Origin of the sequence: Oscillatoria nigro-viridis PCC 7112, from assembly GCF_000317475.1 — a bacterium.
Taxonomy (GTDB): domain Bacteria; phylum Cyanobacteriota; class Cyanobacteriia; order Cyanobacteriales; family Microcoleaceae; genus Microcoleus; species Microcoleus nigroviridis.
The window spans coordinates 2747347-2769059 of record NC_019729.1 but is presented as its reverse complement, the minus strand read 5'-3'; the positions used below and the strand labels follow the sequence as shown (position 1 = coordinate 2769059).

Genomic DNA, 21713 nt, shown 5'->3' with positions numbered 1-21713 from the left:
TAGCTTTGAGGCAGGGGTTTCAACCCCTGCCGGACTGTCGGACTGTCGGACTGCCGGACTGCCGGACTGCCGGACTGTCGGACTGTCGGAAAGTATCAACAAACTGGATGTGATATTACATATTGTCTCACCACAGGACAAACGCTGAATAGCGTTTCATTCTCCTGTTCTTCTATTTCAACTAACGATCGCCTCCCCAAAGATTGCAGCCCGTCGAATAAGTCGGAGGGCGGTAAATTGGCATCTTGTCGCAATTGCTCTATTGAAACTGAACTTGCTTCGCGGCTGAGGCGGCAGATTAGTTTTTTTTCTAATTCTGACAAACGATTTATCTGCGGGTGCAATGTTGCTGCCAATTCTTCACCTAAGAATATCCTATCATATTTTAAAAATTCTGCAACCCTACCTCGGAATATTTCTTGAATAGTGGTGGCGACTATTTTTAACCACAATGGATTGCCGCGGTAGGCATTAATTAGGTTTTCCCATGTTTCGGGATTCAGTAAACTTTTTTGTCGGAAAATTTCGGCTGCTGCTGCACCTATGCCTTTGAGTTTCAAGCTGCGAACTGGTGAATTGTCACCTTTTAAGGCGGTAATTTCTCTGGGTGGTTCCCAACTGTTGAGGATTAAACAACTGTTGTGGGTTGTTTCTCCGATTTGTCTGAATAGGATGCTGTAATTTTCGCATTCGGGGCGGTAATTTCCTGCTAGTTGTCCGCTGCTGAGAATGGTTTGCACGTCGTCGAGGATAATGAGACAGCGGTTTTTTCGCAGAAATTCCCTTAACAGGGAAAGTCGATCTGGAATGCTGGTAGGGAGTTCGATTTCTGGTTTATTTAAGAGAAATTCTAGGAGATTTTTGAGGGTAGTTTCTAAGGGTGGGGAGTGGCGGAGACTTCGCCAGATGACGCATTCAAAGTTATGCTGAATTTTTTGGATGAGGTGGAGGGAAAGTGCGGTTTTGCCGATGCCGCTGAGTCCTGATATTGCTGCGAGGTTGCACTTTTCTTGGACGATCCATTTTTCCAGGGTGGCGAGTTCGGATGTGCGATCGGACAATGATGAAATATGAGGTGCGTCTGCTAAGTCTAGCCGGGTTTGGGGTTGGGTGGTTTCTGAGGTGGGGGTTGAGGGCGATCGGGTTTTTTGAATTTCTGAAGCTTGGGTATCTGTACAAACATTGACGTTACCAATGTGTAGAAAATCATTGCCAAAATTTGATGATACGATGAATAATTGTCGTCTCTCAAGTGCCGAGCGTAAATTCGATGGAGTAACTTCTTCACCTAAGACATTTGATAAACGCTTCCATAATTTTGAAGCTACATTCCTGACGTGACCTTCGCTACAATGCGATGCTTCTGCGATTTGAGAGTATTTTTGACCTTCCCATACACCCCCCAGGATAGCTTCTTGCAAATCCTCCAAATGTTCTCCCGTCTTAGCGAAAACCAGGTCATCGGCAAATCTCAAGACTTCTTTAACGTCCATCGGTCGGGTAGTTGTGACGGTTTTGGTTATTTTAGCATATATTTTCTGACATTTTCTGACATATCTGACCAATTCTGACATTTTCTGACAGATACCTCGTCTCAATTGCTGATAAAATTTGACATTTTATTACTCCGATAAATTCATAATTAGAAGATAATTATAAAAAACAAATAACTTCCTGTGGGTTAAACTAGCGGGTAGGAGAATGCTATGAACATTAATTTTAGACGCTATCGCGAACCGAAAGGTATAAGTCAAGAAGCAGTTGCCAGTCGGCTCGGAATCTCCGCCGATCAGGTTAGACATTATGAGCAGTTCCCTGCAAAAGTTCCGATGGGAATGGCAGTAAAATGGCTTCAAATATTAGGTGTTGACATTGCAACTGCCATGTCAGAGGAAATACATCCACTCCCAGGAATTGAACCACGCAGTCCCTACGCTGAACTTTATCGCCGGCTAAATTTACTTAATCAGTATATCGATGAAAATTCTTTTTTTTCTGGGCTGGAATTGCCAACCGATCTACGTAGACCTAACGATCTGCAAGGACAAATTAACCAGTATTACCAAAAACCAAATGTTGTCTTGACAGGAGCATTTGACTCTGGCAAATCCTATCTTGCTAATACTCTTTTAGGCAAAAAAATATTGCCAATAGGCTATCAGCCTGCAACAAGAGTCATTACCATTGTTTGTCATGTGGAAAGTCGCCCCGAATGGTTTGATGGAAACGTGGGAATTATTGATGAAAAATTTTGGCAAGATGAAAACGGAAAGCTAAATTTTAACTTCCTATATTTAGAGGATCGGGAGCGTTGTCAGAAGCATTTTTTGCAATTCGGTTCCTTTGACGTGCTAGAAAAATATGGCGTACATCAATATGATGACTCTGACGACAGCAATGACGGCGGACATACAGCTATAGTTTATGTAGATGCTCCTTTGTTAAAAGCGTGTAATCTGATTGACCTTCCCGGTTACTCTGATAAACAAGATGAAGTATCAAAGGATGTTGAGAAAGCTAATAGTGCCACCAAGATTGCTAATGTCTTGCTTTATGCTTCTCCTGCCAAGGGTCACATCAATGGTCAAGATATGGTGCGACTTCGGAATTTGCTGCGTTTGCTGCCGGCCCCAGAGAATGAATGCAAGGACTTTCCGACGCTAGGCAATTTCTTTATTGTGGCGACACACGCAGATCCGAGTATCCGTGACGATGAGCTTCCCACAATTCTCAATAAAGCTTCAGCAAGGCTGTATAAAGAACTTGATGAAACTGCTATAGAGTTTCGTCGAAAGCTAACAAAGCAGGATATTACCAAGGAAGATGTGCAAAAGCGTTTCTTCACTTTCTGGTCAGAAAGGCCGGATCGCTGTCAGCGTCTCTTTGATGATTTAACCCAACTCCTTCGCGAGACTCTTCCTAAAACAGTCATCTGTCGTGTCGATCGCGAAATTAATGCGGTCAAATATGACAATACACAAGAATACGCTAACTCGATTGAGCAATATCAAACAACAATTGCCAAAATAGACGAGTATCGAAAAGAGCTTGAGAAAGCGGAGAAGAATGAACCTGAACGTCAGCGACAAATGTGGCAAAAACGCAGTGAAGTGAGCAAACGCATTAATGATTTAGAAAAAGATACTCGCAAATCATTTCAGACCTATGCGGAAAAACAGATTGATGTAGATTCCATAGAAAAAATGATTCGCCAGAGATACGACAAAAAGAAAGAGGCTCAAGAATACGCTCCCGGTTATTTAGTCGATCTGCTGCAAACTCATGTAGAAAATCAAATTAGTGTCAATTCTGAAAAACTCAAGGCTGAGATTGACGCTTTTCTGGAAAAATACCCAGTGCCTAAACTTCCCAACAAAGATGGAATAGTAGTATCTATTCCCTTCGATACAAAAGGAGCTTTTCTTGGTGGGATAGCAGGTTTAGGTGCTTATGGTGCTTTAGCCGCTTGGGCAGCCAGTCTTGGCAACCTTGGTGGCTATATCTTAGTAGGGAAATTAGTCAGTCTTTTGTCAGCACTTTTTGGTGCTACTACCGGTGGCACGGCAGCAGTAATTTCTTTCGTAAGTGCGATTGGTGGCCCAATAGTTCTAGGGCTCGGTTTAGCTGCTGGATTTGCTTCTTTGGTGTGGAATTTAGTTGGGGAAGCTTGGCAGAAGCGGTTAGCAAAAGAAATTCACAAACTCTTAACAAAACAGGGTGTTGTTAATAAATTCCTAGCAGGAATCGACCAGTATTGGGAAGAGACAGCCACAGCCTTTGATCAAGGTGCCGACGCAGTTGAAGCAAAATGCAAACAGTATCTCAAGCATCTGCACGAAATTACTTCAACTGATACCCAGTCAAAAGAACGAATTGAACAGATTATCATAAATCTGGAGAAACTCAGGGTTTTTTTCGCCAACATTCCTTGGGATACCCAGGGAGAATGTTTGTAAAAAAAACCAGCGGTTCTCGTGGCAAACCACCCAAACCCAATAACACGACGTATTGAACGGCTGGCGGGGTTGTCACCCCGCCAGCTTTTTTTGTCAGATTGTAAAACTTCAGCACTGTTAAGCTGTTGCGCGTTTAAATTGCATATTCGGGACGGGCTCGCGTGCCCATCCCACAATAATTTGAGTGATTTTTGACACACAATTTAAATGGAGAACAGCTTACGACATTAAAAACTTCCCACGCTAATTCCCAAGAAATCAATCTTGAACACTAAACCTATTGCAAAAGTAATTTGAACCGGAGAACGTGCCCCTGATATCGACGATCGATTGGTATGATTTCTTAGTTGCCCTCTGGGACGACAACAGGCAAGTGTAATAGCGGTTTCAACTGCCGACTATTGTCAGTGAATTATCACCCAAATTTGTATAATTTCTTAGTGCCAGAAGGGGGACTGGTTTGTGTAGGATAGGTGGCCACCGCCGACTCTTATAAATGAGGTTTCTCACCCGCATTTAGTATTATATCATGTACGATCGAGCGATTAAAAGGGCGGGTTTTTGAGATTGTCAATTATTGGCAGATATTTTTCGTGAACCCGCCCCTACCGTATTAGGGGTAATCGACCGGAAATAATATTATTCCTAAAAAAACCCGGTTTCTTCAAAAAACCGGGTTTTTCACACTTACGCGGCGTGTTTTCGATACCAGTCGATCGTATTTTTCAACCCTTCCTTAAACTTCACCTCCGCAACAAAACCAAACTTTTCCTTAGCCCTTTGGGTATCCAAACAGCGGCGCGGCTGACCGTTCGGTTTGTCTGTTTCCCAGACAATTTCTCCCTCAAATCCCATCAACTCGCAAATTGTTTCCACCAAATCGCGAATTTTAACTTCGCTATTTGTTCCCAAATTAACCGGGTCAGATTCACTGTAATCTTGCGTCGCCATCACAATTCCCCGCGCGGCATCTGTGGAATACAAAAACTCGCGGCTGGGGCTGCCATCGCCCCAAACTGGCAGTGTTTTGTCTCCCCTTACTTGCGCTTCGTGGACTTTGCGAATTAATGCGGGGATGACGTGGGAACTTTTCGGGTCAAAGTTATCTTCCGGGCCGTATAAATTGACTGGTAGCAAGTAGATACCGTTGAATTCGTACTGCTGGCGGTAGGATTGCAGTTGCACTAATAAGGCTTTTTTGGCAATTCCGTAAGGTGCATTAGTTTCTTCGGGATAGCCGTTCCAGAGATCGTCTTCTTTAAATGGAACAGGGGTGAATTTGGGATAAGCGCAAATTGTGCCGACGCAGACAAATTTTTCGACTCCTGCTTCGTAGGCGGCGTGGATTAGTTGCGCGCCCATCATCAAATTGTCGTAAAATAATTCAGCGGGTTTGAGTTGGTTTAAACCGATGCCGCCGACGTGGGCGGCGAGGTGTATGATTATATTTTGTTGGTCGGCGGCGCGCTTGCAGTTTTCCATGACGCGGAGGTCGCAGTCGCGCGATCGAGTCACCGAAATTTTATCAGTATCGGCCCCTGCTTTCACTAGCTGGTCGATTACCTGACGGCCCAAGAAACCGGCGCCGCCCGTGACTAGAATGCGTTTGCTGCTTAAATCCAAGCTTGTCATAATTTTAGCCTCGGGATTTTGAATAAAGGTCGATCGACAATTTCAATTCTAAAATTTTTGCTTTAGCAAAAAAAGCTTTCAGCTACAGGACGAGGTTGCCCACAAATCTGTTGTAGCTGCTGCTGATAGGAACTTCTCCGTGCACGCCCGAAAGTTAGATTTATGAGTAGCGAGTCCTCAACTATCATTTTAATGTTTTTTTTAGCCCGCACAGCCGAAAATTTGGCGAGCAATTAAGCTGGTTCTTTGAATGCCGATCGCGCTAATAGCTGTAACAATCCTCCGATCGGTTGTGAAGAGTTTGCACGGGCTATCCCCCGCCGGTGCGCCTTTCGCCAAAGGGGTAGACACGGGGCCCTACCCCTACAAATTGTTGGCACTGACGGCTTGATTTAGCGACTTAATCAAATCCGTTGCCCGAACCCCGACCTTGCTGGTCTAAAGCTTTCATGTCAGCATCTACCATTAAATGTACTAACTCCTGAAAAGTTACAGAAGGTTCCCAATTTAATTGCTGGCGCGCCTTAGTCGAATCGCCAATCAACAGTTCGACTTCGGCCGGACGCAAGTAACGTTCGTCAAACTCCACATATTTTTGCCAATCTAAATTGACGTAAGTAAAAGCCAAATCGAGAAATTCCTTAATGGAATGGGTCTCGTTGGTAGCAATGACATAATCGTCAGGCTTTTCTTGTTGCAGCATCAGCCACATAGCCCGCACGTAGTCTTTAGCATAGCCCCAGTCCCGCTTAGAATCGAGATTGCCCAAGTAAAGTTTTTTCTGCTTGCCGGCCACTATTCTGGCCACGGCGCGAGTAATTTTGCGAGTTACAAAAGTTTCGCCACGGCGGGGAGATTCGTGATTGAACAAGATGCCGTTGCAGGCAAAAAGTCCGTAAGATTCGCGATAATTTACTGTTTGCCAGTGCCCGTAAACTTTGGCGCAGGCGTAAGGACTTCTGGGATAAAAAGGAGTTGTTTCTTTCTGCGGAACTTCCTGTACCAAACCAAACATTTCCGAAGAACCTGCTTGATAGAACCGCACTTCTATGCCGGTGCGGTGCTGATAGTCCCGAATTGCTTCTAGCAGCCGCAATACTCCCATTCCTACTGTGTCAACCGTATATTCCGGCGAGTCAAAACTCACTCGAACGTGAGATTGAGCGCCTAAGTTATAAATTTCTACCGGCTGGACTTCTTCCAAGATCCGGCGGAGAGTGGTGCCGTCCGTCAAGTCGCCGTAGTGTAGAAACAGGCGCGCACCCTCGCTGTGAGGATCGACATAGATGTGGTCAATTCGATCGGTATTGAAACTAGAACTGCGCCGGATAATGCCGTGAACTTCATATCCTTTCTCTAAGAGTAATTCGCTCAAGTAGGAGCCGTCTTGACCTGTAATACCTGTTATTAGCGCTCGCTTACGTTGCGTCATCTGATTTTCCTTTGACAGGCTGTGTTAATTCACAATAAATTTTTTGGCAGAGGCTGTTGCTCCCTGCCGGTCGTATTCTCAAATTCTACGTTAACTGCTTTATAAAACTTACTCAAACTTAACTTTAGTTACCTAAAGCCAGTTGAAGTTTACTTCCTACGCTGTTGGGTAGTGGGCTATCCCAAGATAAGTAGGCTATCCCCCTTAAGCCAAAGGTTTTGACACTCTCCGACCTGAAGGTACGGAGATTCTTGAGAAACTTTAACACTCTTAAAGGTGCTGTCAAGACACCTCTAGACGTTCAAAACAACTACCTTTCGGTGTTGCAATTACGCTTACTTTTTGTATGCTTTCGTTCGCACTTTTCAACACGCTTGCCAGTTCGGTACGCTCACTATCCTGCGTTGCTTGGCTGTGCCTTAGTCTTTCTCAGACGATGAACGCTGAGGGTGTCTTACTGCCGGGAATCTCACCGTACTAGGAATAGTTCATCACGTAGTTGATACGCCTACTTGTTCGGCATTGCTCAATTATTATAACACAGACTCGTAGCCTAAAGGCTACAAGTGCGTTTCATACCCTGCGGGAAAGACCGGGGTTCTCACGCGACGCGCTATAGAGTTAAGTTTAACACCTAAACCTAAAGTAGTCTATCTAGAAGAACCGATCTTTCTAGGTGAAGAAGAGATAGGTTTATTTAAGTATTTCCCCCTTTAGTTAAGCTGACAATTCTTCGACCGGCATCCAGGAACTGTTGAGTTTTGACAAAGAGTTTGTCGCTTGCTGTAAGTAGTCAGCATCAGTGGTCAGTAACAAATAAAACTAACTACCGATTGCTGACTGCGGACAAAAATTAGTATGCGCCGTTATTTTTGGGAAAAATCACAACTCCAATTGTTTTGAAAACAATCCACATATCCATCCAAAGGTTTTTGTCATTTGCGTAATAGAGGTCGATTTGGACTCGGCGGGGATAGGGAATGTCGTTGCGACCGGACACTTGCCACAAGCCTGTAATTCCAGGTCTTATGGTGAGAATTTTGTTGATGTGACGGCCGTATCTCGGCAGTTCTTCTTCAACTAAAGGTCTGGGTCCGACGACGCTCATATCTCCTTTTAAAACATTCCAAAACTGGGGAAACTCGTCTAAACTGGTCATTCGTAAAAATCTTCCAATCCAGGTAATTCGAGGGTCTTGTTTCAGCTTGAAATTGTCCTCAAACTCTTGACGCAAATGCGGAGAATTTTCCATGATTTCCAGCAATATATCGTCCGCATTTTCCACCATCGTTCTGAATTTCAGGCAATAAAACTTTTTACGGTTTTTGCCTACTCGTTCCTGTACGTAAAAAATAGGACCGGGCGAGCTTAAGGCGATTAAGAAAGCCAAAAGCAGGTAAACCGGAGCAAACAGGATCAGAACCGATAAGGAAAACAGGATGTCAAATAACCGCTTGAAAAGTTCTCCGTCGAGGCTCTGTAGAGAACGACTTATGCGTCTATCTCCTTGCAGGACAGACCCAAAACCGCGTCTTGCGATCGCTCGAATTACCTTGCCGGAGATTAGTTGGCTGTCGGCAGTCATCTTACTCCTTCACTTCACACCACACACAGTCCTGATCATAAAGCCTCAAGACGCTTTGTTCTCTGAATTATGTTTCCAATACTCAATTTTCTGCCTTCAGAAGGCTTCAAAAGGCAGAAGGAAGAAGGAAGAGGGCTTCTGGCGGCAGAAGGAAGAAGGCACCAGGCACTTATGCCGAGGTCTTCTGAAGGCACTTATACAAAGGCAGAAGGAAGATTGTCCCGCTATCGGGATCTGGTACTGTCAAGTCCCAGACTTGGTAAAATCGCGGGATTGAAATTCCTGATAGCAGCGTTCCACAAAAGCTAGATAGCGCTGCCCAAAGACATCGGGGGCAAACTGTTCAGCGCGCAACCTGCAGATTTCTGGCCCAAACTTGCCTTGCAACTGCTCAAATTCCTCGACAGCTTCGACTAATGCTGCTGCGGTTTGGGAGGAAAAAAATAAACCAGTCCCCGTCTCTGGGTGTTGGCGAATGTCGAGCACTGTCTCCAAAGCGCCCCCTGCTGCATAGGAAATTACCGGCGTTCCGCAAGCTTGAGCCTCTACCAAAGCTATGCCAAAATCTTCGCAAGCTGCATAGACAAAGGCTTTCGCCTCTGCCATGTACTTTTCAACTATGGAGGCGGGCTGCCAGCCGAGCACTTGCACGTTGGGTTTGGCGATTTGCCGAATCATTTCTAATTCTGGCCCGGTGCCGATCACAATTAGAGTATGCCCGAGTTGATTGAATGCTTGGACGATCGCACTTACGTTTTTGTAACTTACCAACCGACAAACTGTGACGTAAAAGTCTTGTTTTTGCCGCATCAAGGAAAATCGCTCGATATTTACCGGCGGATAAATCACCTGGGCCCGCCGCCGATAGCACCGCCAAATTCGGCGCGCAGTGTGTTGAGAGTTAGCGATGAAATAATCAACGCGATTGGCGGAAATTACGTCCCACTGCCGCAGTCGATGCAACAAATATCGCGTCAGCAGACCCTGGATGCCCCGTCCGGCTTTGCTGCTACGCAAATAGTCAAAAGTTAAGTCCCAAGCGTAGCGCATGGGCGTGTGGCAGTAGCAGACGTGCATTTGCTGGGGACTGCTGAGGATGCCTTTGGCAACGGCATGGGATGAGGAGAGGATGATGTCGTATTCTCGCAGATCTAGTTGTTCGATCGCGATCGGCAGAAATGGCAGATATTTTTGGACGCCATTGCGGGCCTTGGGAAAGTGCTGCAAAAATGTTGTGCCAATCTGTCGCCCGAAAAGATAGCTTTCGGGATTGGTTGATTCAAAGTCGATGAGGGCATAGATATCTGCCTCGTCTACGTGTTTGAGGATTTCCTGTACTACGAGTTCTGAACCGCCAGTAGCTAAGGGCGTCAACCATTCGTGAACTAGGGCGTATTTGAGTTGTTTCACTTGTATTTGTAGCCGATCGAACGATGTGTTAGCGCCAGTTCTGTCAATATTAATCTTACTGAGGGATCACTTACGCAATATCGGGTCATCAACCAGGTTTCTAGGTAGGTATCTTTAAACTGAGATGTTGCACCATTCTCAATTATTTGTTTAGGAACAGGCAAGATGCCTGTTCCACAAAGAGTGAATTTTCTTGTGGAACAGGCATCTTGCCTGTTCTTGAGAATGGTGCTCTTCGGTGAGTCAAACCAAGGATTTTGGGAAGAAACGGGGTTTTTGTCAAATCAGCCACAGCAAAACTGCACTCTTCGGCAGTGATTTCCCCGATTGTTGACAAGAAATACTATTAGGCGGAATACTTAAGGTGATTTGCGGGCGCCTAAATCTTCGGAACGGGCGATCGAATTAACGTGGTGTGAGCTAAAAATGTCTAGAATTTTGTGGAAAGGACTCTCACTGGGTCCTGCGGTATTGGCAGCAAGTTTGGTCGTATCTTCGACGGCGCTAGCAGCAGAGCAACCTGTAGAAACTGCTGCGGCAGCTCAAGCCGATCTGCAATTAGCAGGTGCTGCAACCGAGGCGGCAAAGCCTGAGACGGCAAAGCCTGAGACTGCCGAACCAGCGTCACTAGCTAGCAACTTGACTGTTGAAACTATTGAGAAAGAAAGTGCGAACCTCTACAAGGGCTTTCCTTCGGATCGCTTCGCTAACGCTAACGATCCGATTGCCCCAGTTGCCGAACAGGTAAAAGCACCGGAAAACGAAGTTGCAGCAGATTTAAGCCAAACCCAACCCGCAGTCGCGCCCGCAAACATAAGTGTTGAACAACCTGTCGCGGAGCAAATTCCCGCAGTCGCCCCCGCAAACTTAAGCGAAACGCAACCCGCCGTTGCACCCGCTAATTTAAGCGCGGAAAAACCCGTCGCACAACCCGAACAAATTTCCCAATCGCCAAATCCAAGTACCCAAACTCCAGCACAGTCAAATGTTTTAGAACAAATCAATGAATACAGCACAGAAGGCAGTAGCAGCGAAGATGCAGTCGGCCAAGTAACCTCTGTTTCGCAACTTTCCGACGTTCGGCCCACCGATTGGGCATTCCAAGCTTTGCAGTCTCTAGTAGAGCGCTACGGGTGCATAGCTGGCTATCCTGACGGCACTTTCCGCGGCAACCGGGCGATGACTCGCTACGAGTTTGCAGCAGGTTTAAATGCGTGTTTGGATAAAGTTAGCGAGCTGATTCAAGGCGGCTCCAGAAATCTGGCGACGCGAGAAGATTTGGCTTCTGTGCAAAGGTTGCAAGAAGAATTTGCGGCGGAATTGGCAACTTTGCGCGGCCGAGTCGATGTTTTGGAAGCGCGCGCCTCTGAATTAGGGCTTACTGAATAAGTTAGGAAAAATCGCGATCGCAATTAATGGGCAATTCAAGCTCGGCAAAACATAACTTTTTGTTGACTATAACTTGCCCAGTTATAGCTTTTAATAATCATTGAACCATAAATAGGTGTGATTTTTGGTTTTTGACATAAAAACACACAAAAAACCCGTCTTAACCAGGTAGCAAGGTTCATCACTAAAAAAGTAATAGCAATAGCTGTTTCCGAAGTATTATCAAGCTTTGCCATCACTCGATTCAAGCTAAATCTTCTTTTACCTTGTCCAAATTTGCCCTCAATAGAGTTACGAATTCTTTCATCTTCCCAGGCTTGTTTCTTGGTTTCCTTACTAACAATTGCTGGTGGCCTTCCTAAAGGGGGGCCACTAATTCTAATTCCTCTTTCTTTACACCAGGCTCGATTTTCCCTGGTTCGATAAATGCGATCGGCATGGACTGATTCTGGATAGCATCCTGTGTAAATTTTAAATGCTTCAAATGAGTGCTTTTAAGTCTCCTGATTCGTTAAAGTTATCCCAACTTATCCGGTCTAAAAATACATATCCTTCACTGCAACTCGCTGACAGTTTAGCTCCAAACTCTACGGGTTTTCCTGCTTTTCCTCTAACAATGGGACGGATGTGCGGTTGGCTTAAACTTACCCCAACTGTCCGATATACTCTGTTTTTTATTTTCCAATAACCAGAGTTGTTGGCGATAGACTTCTGTGAGAACTAGCAAGGTTTTATATTGCTTTTTGGTCAAACTTTGTAGGGTGGCACCTGATTCGATTAGCTGTTCAATATTAGCGAGGTTTCTTTTGATATATTGCAGTTGTTTTTAAGGGCTTGGATTTTTTTGTTTCGTTTAGGTCGTCGTTGTTTTGCTACTGCTAAGTAGTCTTTCCTGGCTATTTTCCGGTAGGTTCTGGGTTTTTTATTGATTTTTACTTTGAGGGATTTATAGAGAATATCGATGATTTTTTCGGTATGAACTCTGGCTCGGTTTAATAGCCCTAAGTCGGTGGGATAGCTAATATCTGCTGGAGCACAGGTCGCATCTATGACTAATTTTCCTTGATTGGTTAATTCATTTTTTGCGTCCGAATCCTTTTTTTTTTCGGGCGGTTTTGGGGTGGTTTCGCGCATTTTTTCCACCATCCGTTCGTTCACTTTCTTGATTAAGTTTGCACTGATTCGCTGCCGAAAGTGGACTAATAATGATGGATCAAATGGGGGTTCATTACTGTATGTTGATTGACCTATAAAGTATTGCAGGTATGGGTTTTCTCGGATCTGTTCTACTGTTTCTATGTCGCTGATTCCCAGCTTTTCTTTGATAATTAATGCCCCTAATGCCATCCTAAATGATGCAAGCGGGTGCTCCCATTTCGGTCGGAAAATTTGCAGCATATTCTGATTCAAATTCTAACCAAGGAATTAGTTGGGTCATTTTTACCCAACGGTTATCTTCTGACAATCTTCCTTCAAAGGGGAGTTCAAAGTCGGATGGGGAGCTTGGGGCAAGCTCAGCTTTTCTATACACGATCGCAGGTGGTGATGCACGGGTTTTGACTGATTATACCTGTTTTTCACGGCGACCCTTACTACTTTTTTGTTCGGAAAACCCATACACTGTTTACTTTTCTCACTGATTCAGCAAGCCCGAATTAGAAGCAAATCAGTTTTCAACTACAACTAAACTCAACGGCGAAGTGATATTTGGTTTGGCGGGTATCGCCGGGGGAGAGGATGCCGAGGGCCGCGAAGCTGATAAAACGACTGCTTTTGGCAGCAGGGTTCGTCTCAATTTTGACACCAGCTTTTCTGGAGAAGATTTGCTGAGAACTCGATTGCAAGTTTTGAATCTGGGTTCGTTTTCTACTAATAATACGAAAACCGCTGAAGGGGAATTGCGGTTTAATGCCGGGCCTTTTGGCGAGGCTAGCAATACTGTAGGTTTAGATGCGCTGCTTTACCAATTCCCTCTAGGCAAAAGCACTACTGTAATTCTCGAAGCCAACGCCGGCGCGGCTGACGATTTTACCAACACAGTCAACCCTTACTTTGACGGAGACGGCGGCAGCGGTGCTCTTTCTAACTTCGGTACTCGCAACCCGATTTACTATTTGACTGGCGGTTCTGGCATCGCTCTGCGGCATCAGTTTGGGGAAAAACTCGAACTGAGTTTGGGATATTTGGCCGGCAACGCCGCGAACCCGACGCGGGGTAACGGTTTGTTCAACGGTTCTTACGGCGGTTTGGCTCAGTTGACTTTCAAACCGAACGACAACATGGCTTTAGGTTTAACTTACGTTAATTCCTACAACTTCGTCACAGGTACCGGCAGCAATGCTTCTAATTTCCCGGTGCGTCTCGGTTCCTTCGGGCTCGACAGCGATAGCAATCTGCCAGTTTCTAGCAATTCCTACGGCGCGCAAGCTTCGTGGCGGTTGAACCGGAGATTTGCAATTGGCGGTTGGGCGGGTTACACCAACCAGCGCATTTTATCGAACTTGGCTACTCCTACCGGTTCTGTGCAGCGGGGGGATCAAAAAATCTGGAACTGGGCAGTTACTTTGGCTTTTCCCGATTTGTTGAAAGAAGGAAATGTGGCGGGGATTCTGGTAGGTATGGAGCCGCGGGTGACGACTTCTACTAATCGGACTTTGCCGGAAGATAAGGATACTTCGCTGCACGTTGAAGGTTTTTATCAGTTTAAGTTGAGCGACAATATTTCTGTCACTCCTGGTGTGATTTGGCTGACTGCTCCCGACCACAATAAGGATAATTCTGATTTGGTGATTGGGGTGATCAGAACGACGTTTACTTTCTAGGATCAGCCCTTGGGGATTTTAGATTTTAGATTTTAGATTTTAGATTTTAGATTTTAGTCCTGGACGCACAAATACCAAAGAAACCGGGTTTTTACCAGTTTTAAAGGTCGGGATACAGTATTTTCGGCATAAAAACCCGGTTTCTGACCACCCGTGCGTAAGTCCTAGATTTTAGATTAAAATCTAAAATCTAAAATCTAAAATCTAAAATTCTCCGGGCTTGGGTTTAAGGTTTCAACAAAAACGACCAGCTTTAGCAAAAGCTGGTCTGCACAAATAGTTAAATCCGTTGTGTTCCCACAGTGTTGTTCTCACAGTGAGGAAACCCAAGTTGCACGTTTCTTTGCAAAGGGTTCTAAAAGAAATATCATCTCTCTTAAGGGGTACTATAACAACAAAATTTAATTTTCTGTAATAAAACTTTACTTTACAAGTGGTTTTTAATTTTTAGGACGATCGCACTCTTGGTCACTTTGTATAATCCAAGGGCTTCAAAAACCCGGTTTGTGCGTAGGTTTATCGCTACCAAACCGATTATTTTGCCGAAAAACCAAGTTTCGATTCCCGATCGCCCCTGTTTCTCACTTTATATAAATCACGCCGGAGCTTGCTGCGGTCTACCCCAGACAATCCGCTCCTGCTTGTATACAACCATACCAGGTTTCGCGCCTTTCGGCTTGTATACATATTTCGGTTCTGTATAAACCACCGGGACTTGTTCGCTGTGGCGGGCGCGACTGTAATAAGCAGTCATGTCTGCGGCAAATTGCAAATCAGTTTCTTCAGCCACAGTACCGGGTTTGAGACGCAGCAAAGCGTGGCTTCCGGGAATCTCTAGGGTGTGGAACCACAAGTCGTAGTCGTTGGCGGTGCGAAAAGTGAGTTGGTCGTTTTGGCGGTTGTTGCGCCCGATTAATAATTCAAAGCCGCTGGGGGTTTGGTAGCGGTGAAATTCGATCGCAGCATTTTTGTCGGTACTGCGGTAATCTGGTACATCCAGATATTTTTGCTGGATCAGTTCTTCGCGGATTTCGGCGAGGGTTTGCAAATCTTGGGTGTTGCGGTAGGTTTCCAATACCGAAAGTGCGGCTTCAACTTGTTCTAAATAGTCGATTTCTTCCTGTACGGCGGCTAACAAAGGTTCTACTGCTATGCGAGCTCTTTTAAGTTTTTGGTGTTTTTTGTACAGGGCTTGAGCGTTTTGAACGGCGTTTTTTTCCGGGTTTAGGGGAATGATAACTGGTTTTTCGGTTTCAAAGTCGGGGAGAGAAATTGATTTCATTCCCGGTTCCCAATGCTGCAAATTTGCCATCAGCAAGTCGGCTTGGGATTTGTGGATGTCGGCGTCGGCGGATTGCTGCAAGCGTTCTTTAAATGTGTTGGCTTTGAGGCGCAGTTTTGCGAGGACGTTGTTGAGTTTTTGGGTAAGCTGATGCCGCACTTGGGCGAATACTTCTTGATTGATTTCGCCTGTGTAGTAGCTGTTAAGTAATTCTTGAACGGAAGAGAAGGAAGAAGGAACAGAGGAGTTAAATTCGTTTACAGGATTTGTCTCTTTTACCTCGGGTGTCGGCCAGTCGATGACTGTGTAGCCTTCGGGGGTAAAACTCGGGTGAAATTTGGAATTTTCTAGGCATTGCAGCCAGTACAGCCAGCGCTGGAATAGTTGCTGCCAGTCGTCGGGATTCAGGCTGTCGGTGGATTGTTCGGGGTCTAAAGAAGCCGATCGAATCATTGAAAAAATTAAGGCTTTACTCAACCCCCGGTAATTCTTCAACAGATTGCGGTGTAATTGACCGGGAACCAGGCTAATTCGCGATTGCCAGCGGTTTTGAGATTCGCTCAGACTCGGCACTGCATCGGTCAAAGACGGGGGCATTTCGTAGGGTTGCCCGGTTTGGATGGGACGGACGGTGGACTGTTTGGCGCTGACTTGGTGGGCGCAGGTGACAACGAGATTGTCTTGGGCGGTGAGGATGACGTTGCTGTACTTGCCCATGATTTCGGCCCAGAGGTGCCAGAGGGCGGGTTCTCCGGGGCGTTTGGCGAATTGCAAGTCGATGACTCTTTCCCAGGATGCAACGGGGGCGATGGAAACTAAGGCTAAACCGCTGAGTTGGTGCCGCAGTTGTTCGCTGAATGTGAAGGTATCGGGAATGCGGGGCGGGGGGTCGCCGACGCAGATGCGGGCGGCCACAGGATGCCAGGAAAGGTCAATCCAGCCGCGCCCTTTCATGGTGCGGAGGGCTAGGGACACGGTAAATCGATCGCGCTGGTAGACTTGTTCTAAGCGCGCTGGCAGCCATTGGGCTCGCAGTTCGCTGCAAGCTGCGGTTAAAGTTGTAAAGTCTACGGGTTGCACGGTGGCCTCTTTGCGATCGAACTATCTATTTCTATGCTGACAGATTTAGGTCGCATTTGACCGATTGTATCAAAGTTTTGCAACCAAATTTTAAAATCTGTTAAAAATCCGGTGATTGAAAATCCGGGCATCAGAATGTGCCATCGCCAAGGGCGGCAAATACAGGAGACAACAATCAGGTGTTTGTAGTGAGAAATTAAATTCCTCATAAAATACAGAGGAATTGGATTCCTCACTACAAACCTAATTAATTAATGATTATCTCTACTCGACTCCAATTGCATTCATTCCCAAACAATCAGGAAAATATCTGCGTCGATCGGGGTTAATTTGCGGTTGCCCAATCATTGAAAAAATTAGGCAATAAGTCTAATTTTTTAGACCAATATCCCGCAGCATTTCCAAATGCTCGTGCACAGGTGCGATCGTATTGGCTGCGATCGCCCCGCTAGCAGCAACAGCCGGCAAACCAATTCCCGGAAACGTCGAATCTCCGCAGCAAAACAGCCCCGCTAAAGGCGTTCTCGGCCCGGGAAACAAGCCGCTACCCGCCCGAATTGCGGGCCCGTAGGAACCGCGATGGCGGCGCAAAAACCGTTCGTGGGTTAGGGGTGTCCCAACTAAGGTGACTTCGCAGCGCGATCGAATATCGGGCACAATTCTCTCTAAGGCTTCCCACATTACCTCGGCGCGCGCTTGCTTTTGCTGCTTGTATTCTTCGCTGGTTCTATCGAGCTTTTGCCACAAATCGTAAGGCTCGTTTCCGGGCGTATATGCGTGAATGACGTGCTTTCCCGGAGGCGCGAGGTCGGGGTCGAGGAGGGAGGGAATCGAGACGAGAACGACGTTCTGAGGGGCAGAAACGCCCTTTTCCCAGTCTTTGACGAAGATGTAGTGACAAGCTAAGTCCGATCGCACTCCGGCAGCATCAATTCCCAGATGCAGGTGCATGAAGCTGTCGCACTCGGGCGTCGCCTGCCGCTGTTGCCGAAACCTTTGCGGGACAGAGGTTTCAGGCAACAGTTTCAGGGTATCCCAAACGGAAGCGTTGGAGACGACGGCTTTGTGCGATCGAATAATTTTGCCCGATCGCAGCCGCACGCCCGCAGCCCGGTTGTTTTCCACCAAAACTTCTGCAACGTGGGAATTTAGCAGCAACTGCCCTCCGTGGCGCTCTAAACCGCGTACCAGGGCATTTACCAAAGCTGCGCTACCGCCGATCGGATAGTCCAAAACTGCATTGGGGCGATACCAGTCGGCGAACATGAAAGCGACTTCGGCTGCGATCGTTCCGTCGGCGGGAAGTCCAGACAGCAGGAAACACAACAAATTCAGCCAATTTCGGACAAACGGATCTTTGACATTTTTGTCCATAATTTTGCTGAAAGGGCCTGCAAGTGCGATCGCATCGCCAGCACTTTGCAGGAAAGCCGGCGCAAATTGGCCGAGGGTAAAAACACTGCCCAAATCGAAGCGCAAAGCCAGGGAGGGCAAGGCTGTGGCAGCTTTGGCGTAGGGTTCCATGATGCGCTGGAGTTGCTGCCATTCGGCGACTGCTGCCGCGCCGCGCAGTTGTGCGAGCACTTCGCCAAATTGACTCGCACCGACGGATGTGTCGAAATCGCCTTCTGGCAAACAGCAACCCCAGGTATCGTAGGTGATGCAAGGGAGTTTTTCGCCGATCGCATCCAAAACTTGCCGCAGCGGATTCGCAGACGGGCTGTAGGATAATCCTGAGTACAGGGAGGGCCCGGAGTCGAACCTAAATCCGTCGCGTTCAAAACCGTGTGCGGCCCCGCCCGCGATCGAATGGCTTTCGCAAACCACAACATCAAAGCCATAGCGGGCAAGCATTGCAGCGCAAGTCAAGCCGCCGATCCCGCTGCCGGCGACGATGATTTCTGTGTCTGTGGGGGCGATCGCAACCATGTTTTTCTCCGCTACATCAGCTAATATTATCAATCACTCGGCCGCAGGCAAGATGCCTGCGCCACAATCTCTCTGGTGGTGGAACAGGCATCTTGCCTGTTGCCCGTCAGAGGCAGGCATCTTGCCTGTGGCACAAGCAATCTCTCTGCTGGTGGAACAGGCATCTTGCCTGTCCCTTAAAATTTTGCATCAAGCCTAGTAAATTCCTGTTATTGTTAGTTAAATGGAAAACATATCAATTCTAGAACAAGCCGCTAAATCGAATACTAAACCATCTCCTGCCACCGTAGTCTCCGCCCTCTTAGAAGCTGAGAAAAGCGCGAAACAAAATAAAATTCGCTATTCTTTCGAGCAATTAATCGGCAACTGGCAACTCTGCTTTATCACCGGCACCAAAAAGACTCGACAAAAAGCGGGGATTGTCTTGGGTGCGGGACGTTACATCCCTCAGTGGATTGCGAAAATTCAAATTGCTTATTCTGCAGAACCTGTTGCTGAAGGGGCAGAGAATAGCGAAACCGGCAGGGTGGAGAATTCGGTGCAAGTTGGGGCGATCGTACTAACTCTTTCCGGGCCGACTAAGTTTTTGGTTAATAAAAATATTTTAGCTTTTGATTTTACCAGAATTACTGTGAAAGTGTTGGGTAAAACTGTGTATCAAGGATTTATTCGCGGTGGAGAAGCGCGGGAGGCGGAATTTTTTAGTTTGAGTGTGGGGAAGCAGGCATTTTTTGCATATTTTCTGGTAGAAGATGGGATAATTGCCGCTAGGGGAAGGGGCGGCGGCTTGGCTTTGTGGGGGAGAGTTGAGAGCAATTGAGCAGAGTATCGAGTAACTGTTTTTGATAGCAGCCCCGTATTGGCGAATTCCCAGGGGATAGTTGACCCCAAATACAGTCGAGATTTCCTGCATATGAACCCAGAAGGCTATGTGGCACTCAACTAAGATAGTAGGTTGCAGCTAAGCAAGAAGAGCATTGAATAAATAGCCGATACAGATTATGCCAAGAGTCATTAGGCTGATGAAAACAGCTAAAAGTTGAGGACGAAGAACTTTTTTCAAAATGACCATCTCAGGTAATGAAAGAGCGGTAACAGCCATTGTGAAGGCTAACACAGTTCCGAGGGGCATTCCTTTGTTAACCAGTGCTTCAGTAATCGGCATCACACCAGCAATATTCGCATAGAGTGGCACACCTAAAATAACAGCTATAGGAACGGCTAAGGGGTTGTCAGGTCCTGCTATCTGGGTGACTAAAGTAGTCGGAACATAACCATGAATTCCTGCACCGATCGCAATTCCTAAGACCACATAAAGCCAAACGGATTGCACAATTTGACTAGATTGAAACCATCCCTGTTGAAATCGCTGGTTCCAAGTGAGCTGATTAGATTCAAATTCCTCTGTTTGAGCCTCTAGCGATCGGGATTTTTGGAGTTCCCAAACAAAGGGTTCCACCCATTTTTCTAATTTTAGTAATCCGATGATATATCCAGCCGCGATCGCCAATCCAACGCCGAAGCCGATATAAAGAAGCGTAACCTTCAACCCAAATAATCCCCAGATCAACACCACCGCCACCTCATTGACCATTGGTGCTGAGATCAGATAGGAAAATGTGACTCCTAAAGGAACACCTGCTTCCAAAAATCCGATAAAAAGAGGAACCGCCGAACAGGAGCAAAACGGTGTAATGATGCCCACAATAGCCGCCAGGATATTCCCGCCGAAGGTGCGCTTGCCTTCTAACCAATGCCGGACTTTTTCTGGTTCTAAAAAGCTTTGAAATGTACCAACAATAAAACTGATTACAATCAGCAATGTTAAAACTTTAGGTACATCGTAAAGGAAAAAATGTAAACTGGCTCCGAGGTGAGATTTTATAGATAAACCCAAGAGGCGAGTCACAATCTGAGTAGCTAACCAGTCGAACGGATAAAACGGATCGAACATGGTTTTTCTCCAGTTATTAGAGTTTTGACACTCCGGGCGCCTGAAGGCGCGAGGATTCTTAGATCGACCAGTCGATTTGCTCGTTGATGCTGCCATCAAAAAGTAGAGATCGGTCTGTCCTTAAGCGTTAATTTCGGTGTGCCCCACCGTATTTAAGTTGACACCTGCCTGCTTCAACCCTTTCGTCAAAATGTTTTTTCCAGCGTTGTGGTCGCGATCCAGTATCGTACCGCAACTACAAATGTGAGTTCGAGTTGACAGGGTTTTTTTTACTAAATTGCCACAACTTGAACACTCTTGCGAAGTGTATTGAGGTGGAACAGCACTTATTGTTTTGCCGTACACTTTCCCAAAATACTCCAACCACTGAGCAAATTGCGACCAAGCTGCATCGCTAATTGATTTAGCAAGGTTGTGGTTTTTCACCATATTCCGCACCTGAAGGTCTTCGTAGGCTACAAAATCGTTAGATTTTACCGCGCACAGCGCCGTTTTTACGGCGAAGTCTTTACGCTGCCTGCTGACTTTTAGGTGCTTTCTTCCTAACTTGTTAATTGCTTTTTTTCGGTTCTTAGAACCTTTCTTTTTTTGAGAAACTCGCTTTTGCAATCTCTTCAAAGCTTTTTCACTTTTTCGGAGATAGCGAGGATTGGCGACCGTTTCGCCATCGCTATCGGTATAAAAATGGTTCAGCCCTACGTCTATTCCAATAGCTTTACCGGTCGAAATAAATTCCTCTTTTCGCTCTGCATTGATGCAAATTTGTGCGTAGTATCCGTCGGCACGGCGCACAACTCTAATTCGCTTAATCTCGTCGGGTGCATAAAAGTGCAAATCCCGACTGCCGATCAACTTAAATTTCCCGGCAGCAAAGCCGTCCTTGAATGTTAGACATCTTTTGTCGGGAGAAAGCGCCCATCCTGAAGTTTTGTATTCAACAGAACGGGTATGTCTTTTAAATTGCTGATAGCCCTTTTTACCTGGTATTTTTGCTTGGCAATTAGCAAAGAAACGCTGAATAGCAAAAATGGCACGTTCGGCGGAAGCCTGACGTGCCATAGAATTAAGCTTAAGAGCCCATTCAAACTCTTTCGCCATGATGGCGCATTGTTTGTATAGGTCTACGAGTTTAATTCCTTGATTGTCTATCCAATGTCTAAGAGTTTTGTTGTCGGGTAGGAGAGCATACGTCGCCGCATCTCTCCCCCCTAAGAACCGTACTTGACACTTTCGCATCATACG

Annotated in this window: 13 protein-coding genes and 3 pseudogenes; 4 read left to right on the top strand and 12 right to left on the bottom strand. The window is 46.2% G+C overall.

The features are described 5' to 3' along the window. Nucleotides 1-95 precede the first annotated feature (95 nt). On the bottom strand, nt 96-1574 hold the full coding sequence (locus OSC7112_RS11765; RefSeq protein WP_015176106.1) for a helix-turn-helix domain-containing protein: 1479 nt from the start codon (nt 1572-1574) through the stop codon (nt 96-98). 132 nt (nt 1575-1706) lie between these two features. On the opposite strand from OSC7112_RS11765, the gene OSC7112_RS11760 reads away from it, so the two are divergent. Further along, nucleotides 1707-3956 (top strand): dynamin family protein, encoded by a 2250-nt coding sequence (locus OSC7112_RS11760; protein ID WP_015176105.1) that lies wholly within the window; start codon nt 1707-1709, stop codon nt 3954-3956. Nucleotides 3957-4643: 687 nt separating this feature from the next. Here OSC7112_RS11760 and OSC7112_RS11755 read toward each other — a convergent pair. The 5 genes from OSC7112_RS11755 to OSC7112_RS11740 all read right to left on the bottom strand — a co-directional run bounded on the left by OSC7112_RS11755 (nt 4644) and on the right by OSC7112_RS11740 (nt 10015). Further along, nucleotides 4644-5588, bottom strand: a complete 945-nt coding sequence (locus OSC7112_RS11755) for a GDP-L-fucose synthase family protein (protein WP_015176104.1) — start codon at nt 5586-5588, stop codon at nt 4644-4646. A gap of 201 nt (nt 5589-5789) precedes the next feature. Continuing rightward, the gene (locus OSC7112_RS39625; protein ID WP_190274382.1) at nt 5790-5939 is read right to left on the bottom strand and encodes a hypothetical protein; all 150 of its coding nucleotides are present in this window, start codon (nt 5937-5939) and stop codon (nt 5790-5792) included. A gap of 49 nt (nt 5940-5988) precedes the next feature. Continuing rightward, on the bottom strand, nt 5989-7020 hold the full coding sequence (gene gmd, locus OSC7112_RS11750; RefSeq protein WP_015176103.1) for a GDP-mannose 4,6-dehydratase: 1032 nt from the start codon (nt 7018-7020) through the stop codon (nt 5989-5991). Between the two features lie 853 nt (nt 7021-7873). Further along, nucleotides 7874-8605: an undecaprenyl-phosphate galactose phosphotransferase family protein gene (locus tag OSC7112_RS11745; RefSeq protein WP_015176102.1), complete on the bottom strand. Its 732-nt coding sequence runs from the start codon at nt 8603-8605 to the stop codon at nt 7874-7876. 243 nt (nt 8606-8848) lie between these two features. Further along, the gene (locus OSC7112_RS11740) at nt 8849-10015 is read right to left on the bottom strand and encodes a glycosyltransferase (RefSeq protein WP_015176101.1); all 1167 of its coding nucleotides are present in this window, start codon (nt 10013-10015) and stop codon (nt 8849-8851) included. A 426-nt stretch (nt 10016-10441) separates the two neighbouring features. Between OSC7112_RS11740 and OSC7112_RS11735 the strand changes: the two are divergent. Next, nucleotides 10442-11389 (top strand): annotated as a pseudogene (locus OSC7112_RS11735) (iron uptake porin); the annotation flags it as partial. A gap of 50 nt (nt 11390-11439) precedes the next feature. On the opposite strand, the pseudogene OSC7112_RS11730 reads toward OSC7112_RS11735, so the two are convergent. Then, nucleotides 11440-12935: pseudogene (locus tag OSC7112_RS11730) on the bottom strand (IS5 family transposase). Nucleotides 12936-13068: 133 nt separating this feature from the next. On the opposite strand from OSC7112_RS11730, the pseudogene OSC7112_RS11725 reads away from it, so the two are divergent. After that, a pseudogene (locus OSC7112_RS11725) lies at nt 13069-14226 on the top strand (iron uptake porin); the annotation flags it as partial. A gap of 595 nt (nt 14227-14821) precedes the next feature. On the opposite strand, the gene OSC7112_RS11720 reads toward OSC7112_RS11725, so the two are convergent. From OSC7112_RS11720 to OSC7112_RS41740, 3 genes are all read right to left on the bottom strand, one after another. Then, on the bottom strand, nt 14822-16588 hold the full coding sequence (locus OSC7112_RS11720; protein WP_015176100.1) for an Rqc2 family fibronectin-binding protein: 1767 nt from the start codon (nt 16586-16588) through the stop codon (nt 14822-14824). A gap of 369 nt (nt 16589-16957) precedes the next feature. Next, complete coding sequence (locus OSC7112_RS11710; protein ID WP_015176099.1) at nt 16958-18517, bottom strand: phytoene desaturase family protein; 1560 nt, start codon at nt 18515-18517, stop codon at nt 16958-16960. Between the two features lie 29 nt (nt 18518-18546). Continuing rightward, complete coding sequence (locus tag OSC7112_RS41740; RefSeq protein WP_263053603.1) at nt 18547-18681, bottom strand: hypothetical protein; 135 nt, start codon at nt 18679-18681, stop codon at nt 18547-18549. A 59-nt stretch (nt 18682-18740) separates the two neighbouring features. Here OSC7112_RS41740 and OSC7112_RS11705 point away from each other — a divergent pair, with 59 nt between their 5' ends. After that, nucleotides 18741-19337 carry a hypothetical protein gene (locus OSC7112_RS11705; protein WP_015176098.1) on the top strand — a complete coding sequence of 199 codons (597 nt, stop codon included), beginning with the start codon at nt 18741-18743 and terminating at the stop codon, nt 19335-19337. 141 nt (nt 19338-19478) lie between these two features. Here the strand turns inward: OSC7112_RS11705 and OSC7112_RS11700 are convergent, their stop codons facing one another. Together OSC7112_RS11700 and OSC7112_RS11695 are read right to left on the bottom strand one after the other, a co-directional pair. Next, nucleotides 19479-20471, bottom strand: a complete 993-nt coding sequence (locus OSC7112_RS11700; RefSeq protein WP_015176097.1) for a permease — start codon at nt 20469-20471, stop codon at nt 19479-19481. A gap of 120 nt (nt 20472-20591) precedes the next feature. Continuing rightward, nucleotides 20592-21710, bottom strand: a complete 1119-nt coding sequence (locus OSC7112_RS11695; protein WP_015176096.1) for an RNA-guided endonuclease InsQ/TnpB family protein — start codon at nt 21708-21710, stop codon at nt 20592-20594. Nucleotides 21711-21713: the final 3 nt, after the last annotated feature.

What these genes read in the sequence shown, in the direction of transcription:
- OSC7112_RS11765 (WP_015176106.1), bottom strand. Translation starts at nt 1,574, where the DNA reads ATGTCAGAATTGGTCAGATATGTCAGAAAATGTCAGAAAATATATGCT.
- OSC7112_RS11760 (WP_015176105.1), top strand. Translation starts at nt 1,707, where the DNA reads ATGAACATTAATTTTAGACGCTATCGCGAACCGAAAGGTATAAGTCAA.
- OSC7112_RS11755 (WP_015176104.1), bottom strand. Translation starts at nt 5,588, where the DNA reads ATGACAAGCTTGGATTTAAGCAGCAAACGCATTCTAGTCACGGGCGGC.
- gmd (WP_015176103.1), bottom strand. Translation starts at nt 7,020, where the DNA reads ATGACGCAACGTAAGCGAGCGCTAATAACAGGTATTACAGGTCAAGAC.
- OSC7112_RS11745 (WP_015176102.1), bottom strand. Translation starts at nt 8,605, where the DNA reads ATGACTGCCGACAGCCAACTAATCTCCGGCAAGGTAATTCGAGCGATC.
- OSC7112_RS11710 (WP_015176099.1), bottom strand. Translation starts at nt 18,517, where the DNA reads ATGGTTGCGATCGCCCCCACAGACACAGAAATCATCGTCGCCGGCAGC.
- OSC7112_RS41740 (WP_263053603.1), bottom strand. Translation starts at nt 18,681, where the DNA reads ATGCCTGTTCCACCAGCAGAGAGATTGCTTGTGCCACAGGCAAGATGC.
- OSC7112_RS11705 (WP_015176098.1), top strand. Translation starts at nt 18,741, where the DNA reads ATGGAAAACATATCAATTCTAGAACAAGCCGCTAAATCGAATACTAAA.
- OSC7112_RS11700 (WP_015176097.1), bottom strand. Translation starts at nt 20,471, where the DNA reads ATGTTCGATCCGTTTTATCCGTTCGACTGGTTAGCTACTCAGATTGTG.
- OSC7112_RS11695 (WP_015176096.1), bottom strand. Translation starts at nt 21,710, where the DNA reads ATGATGCGAAAGTGTCAAGTACGGTTCTTAGGGGGGAGAGATGCGGCG.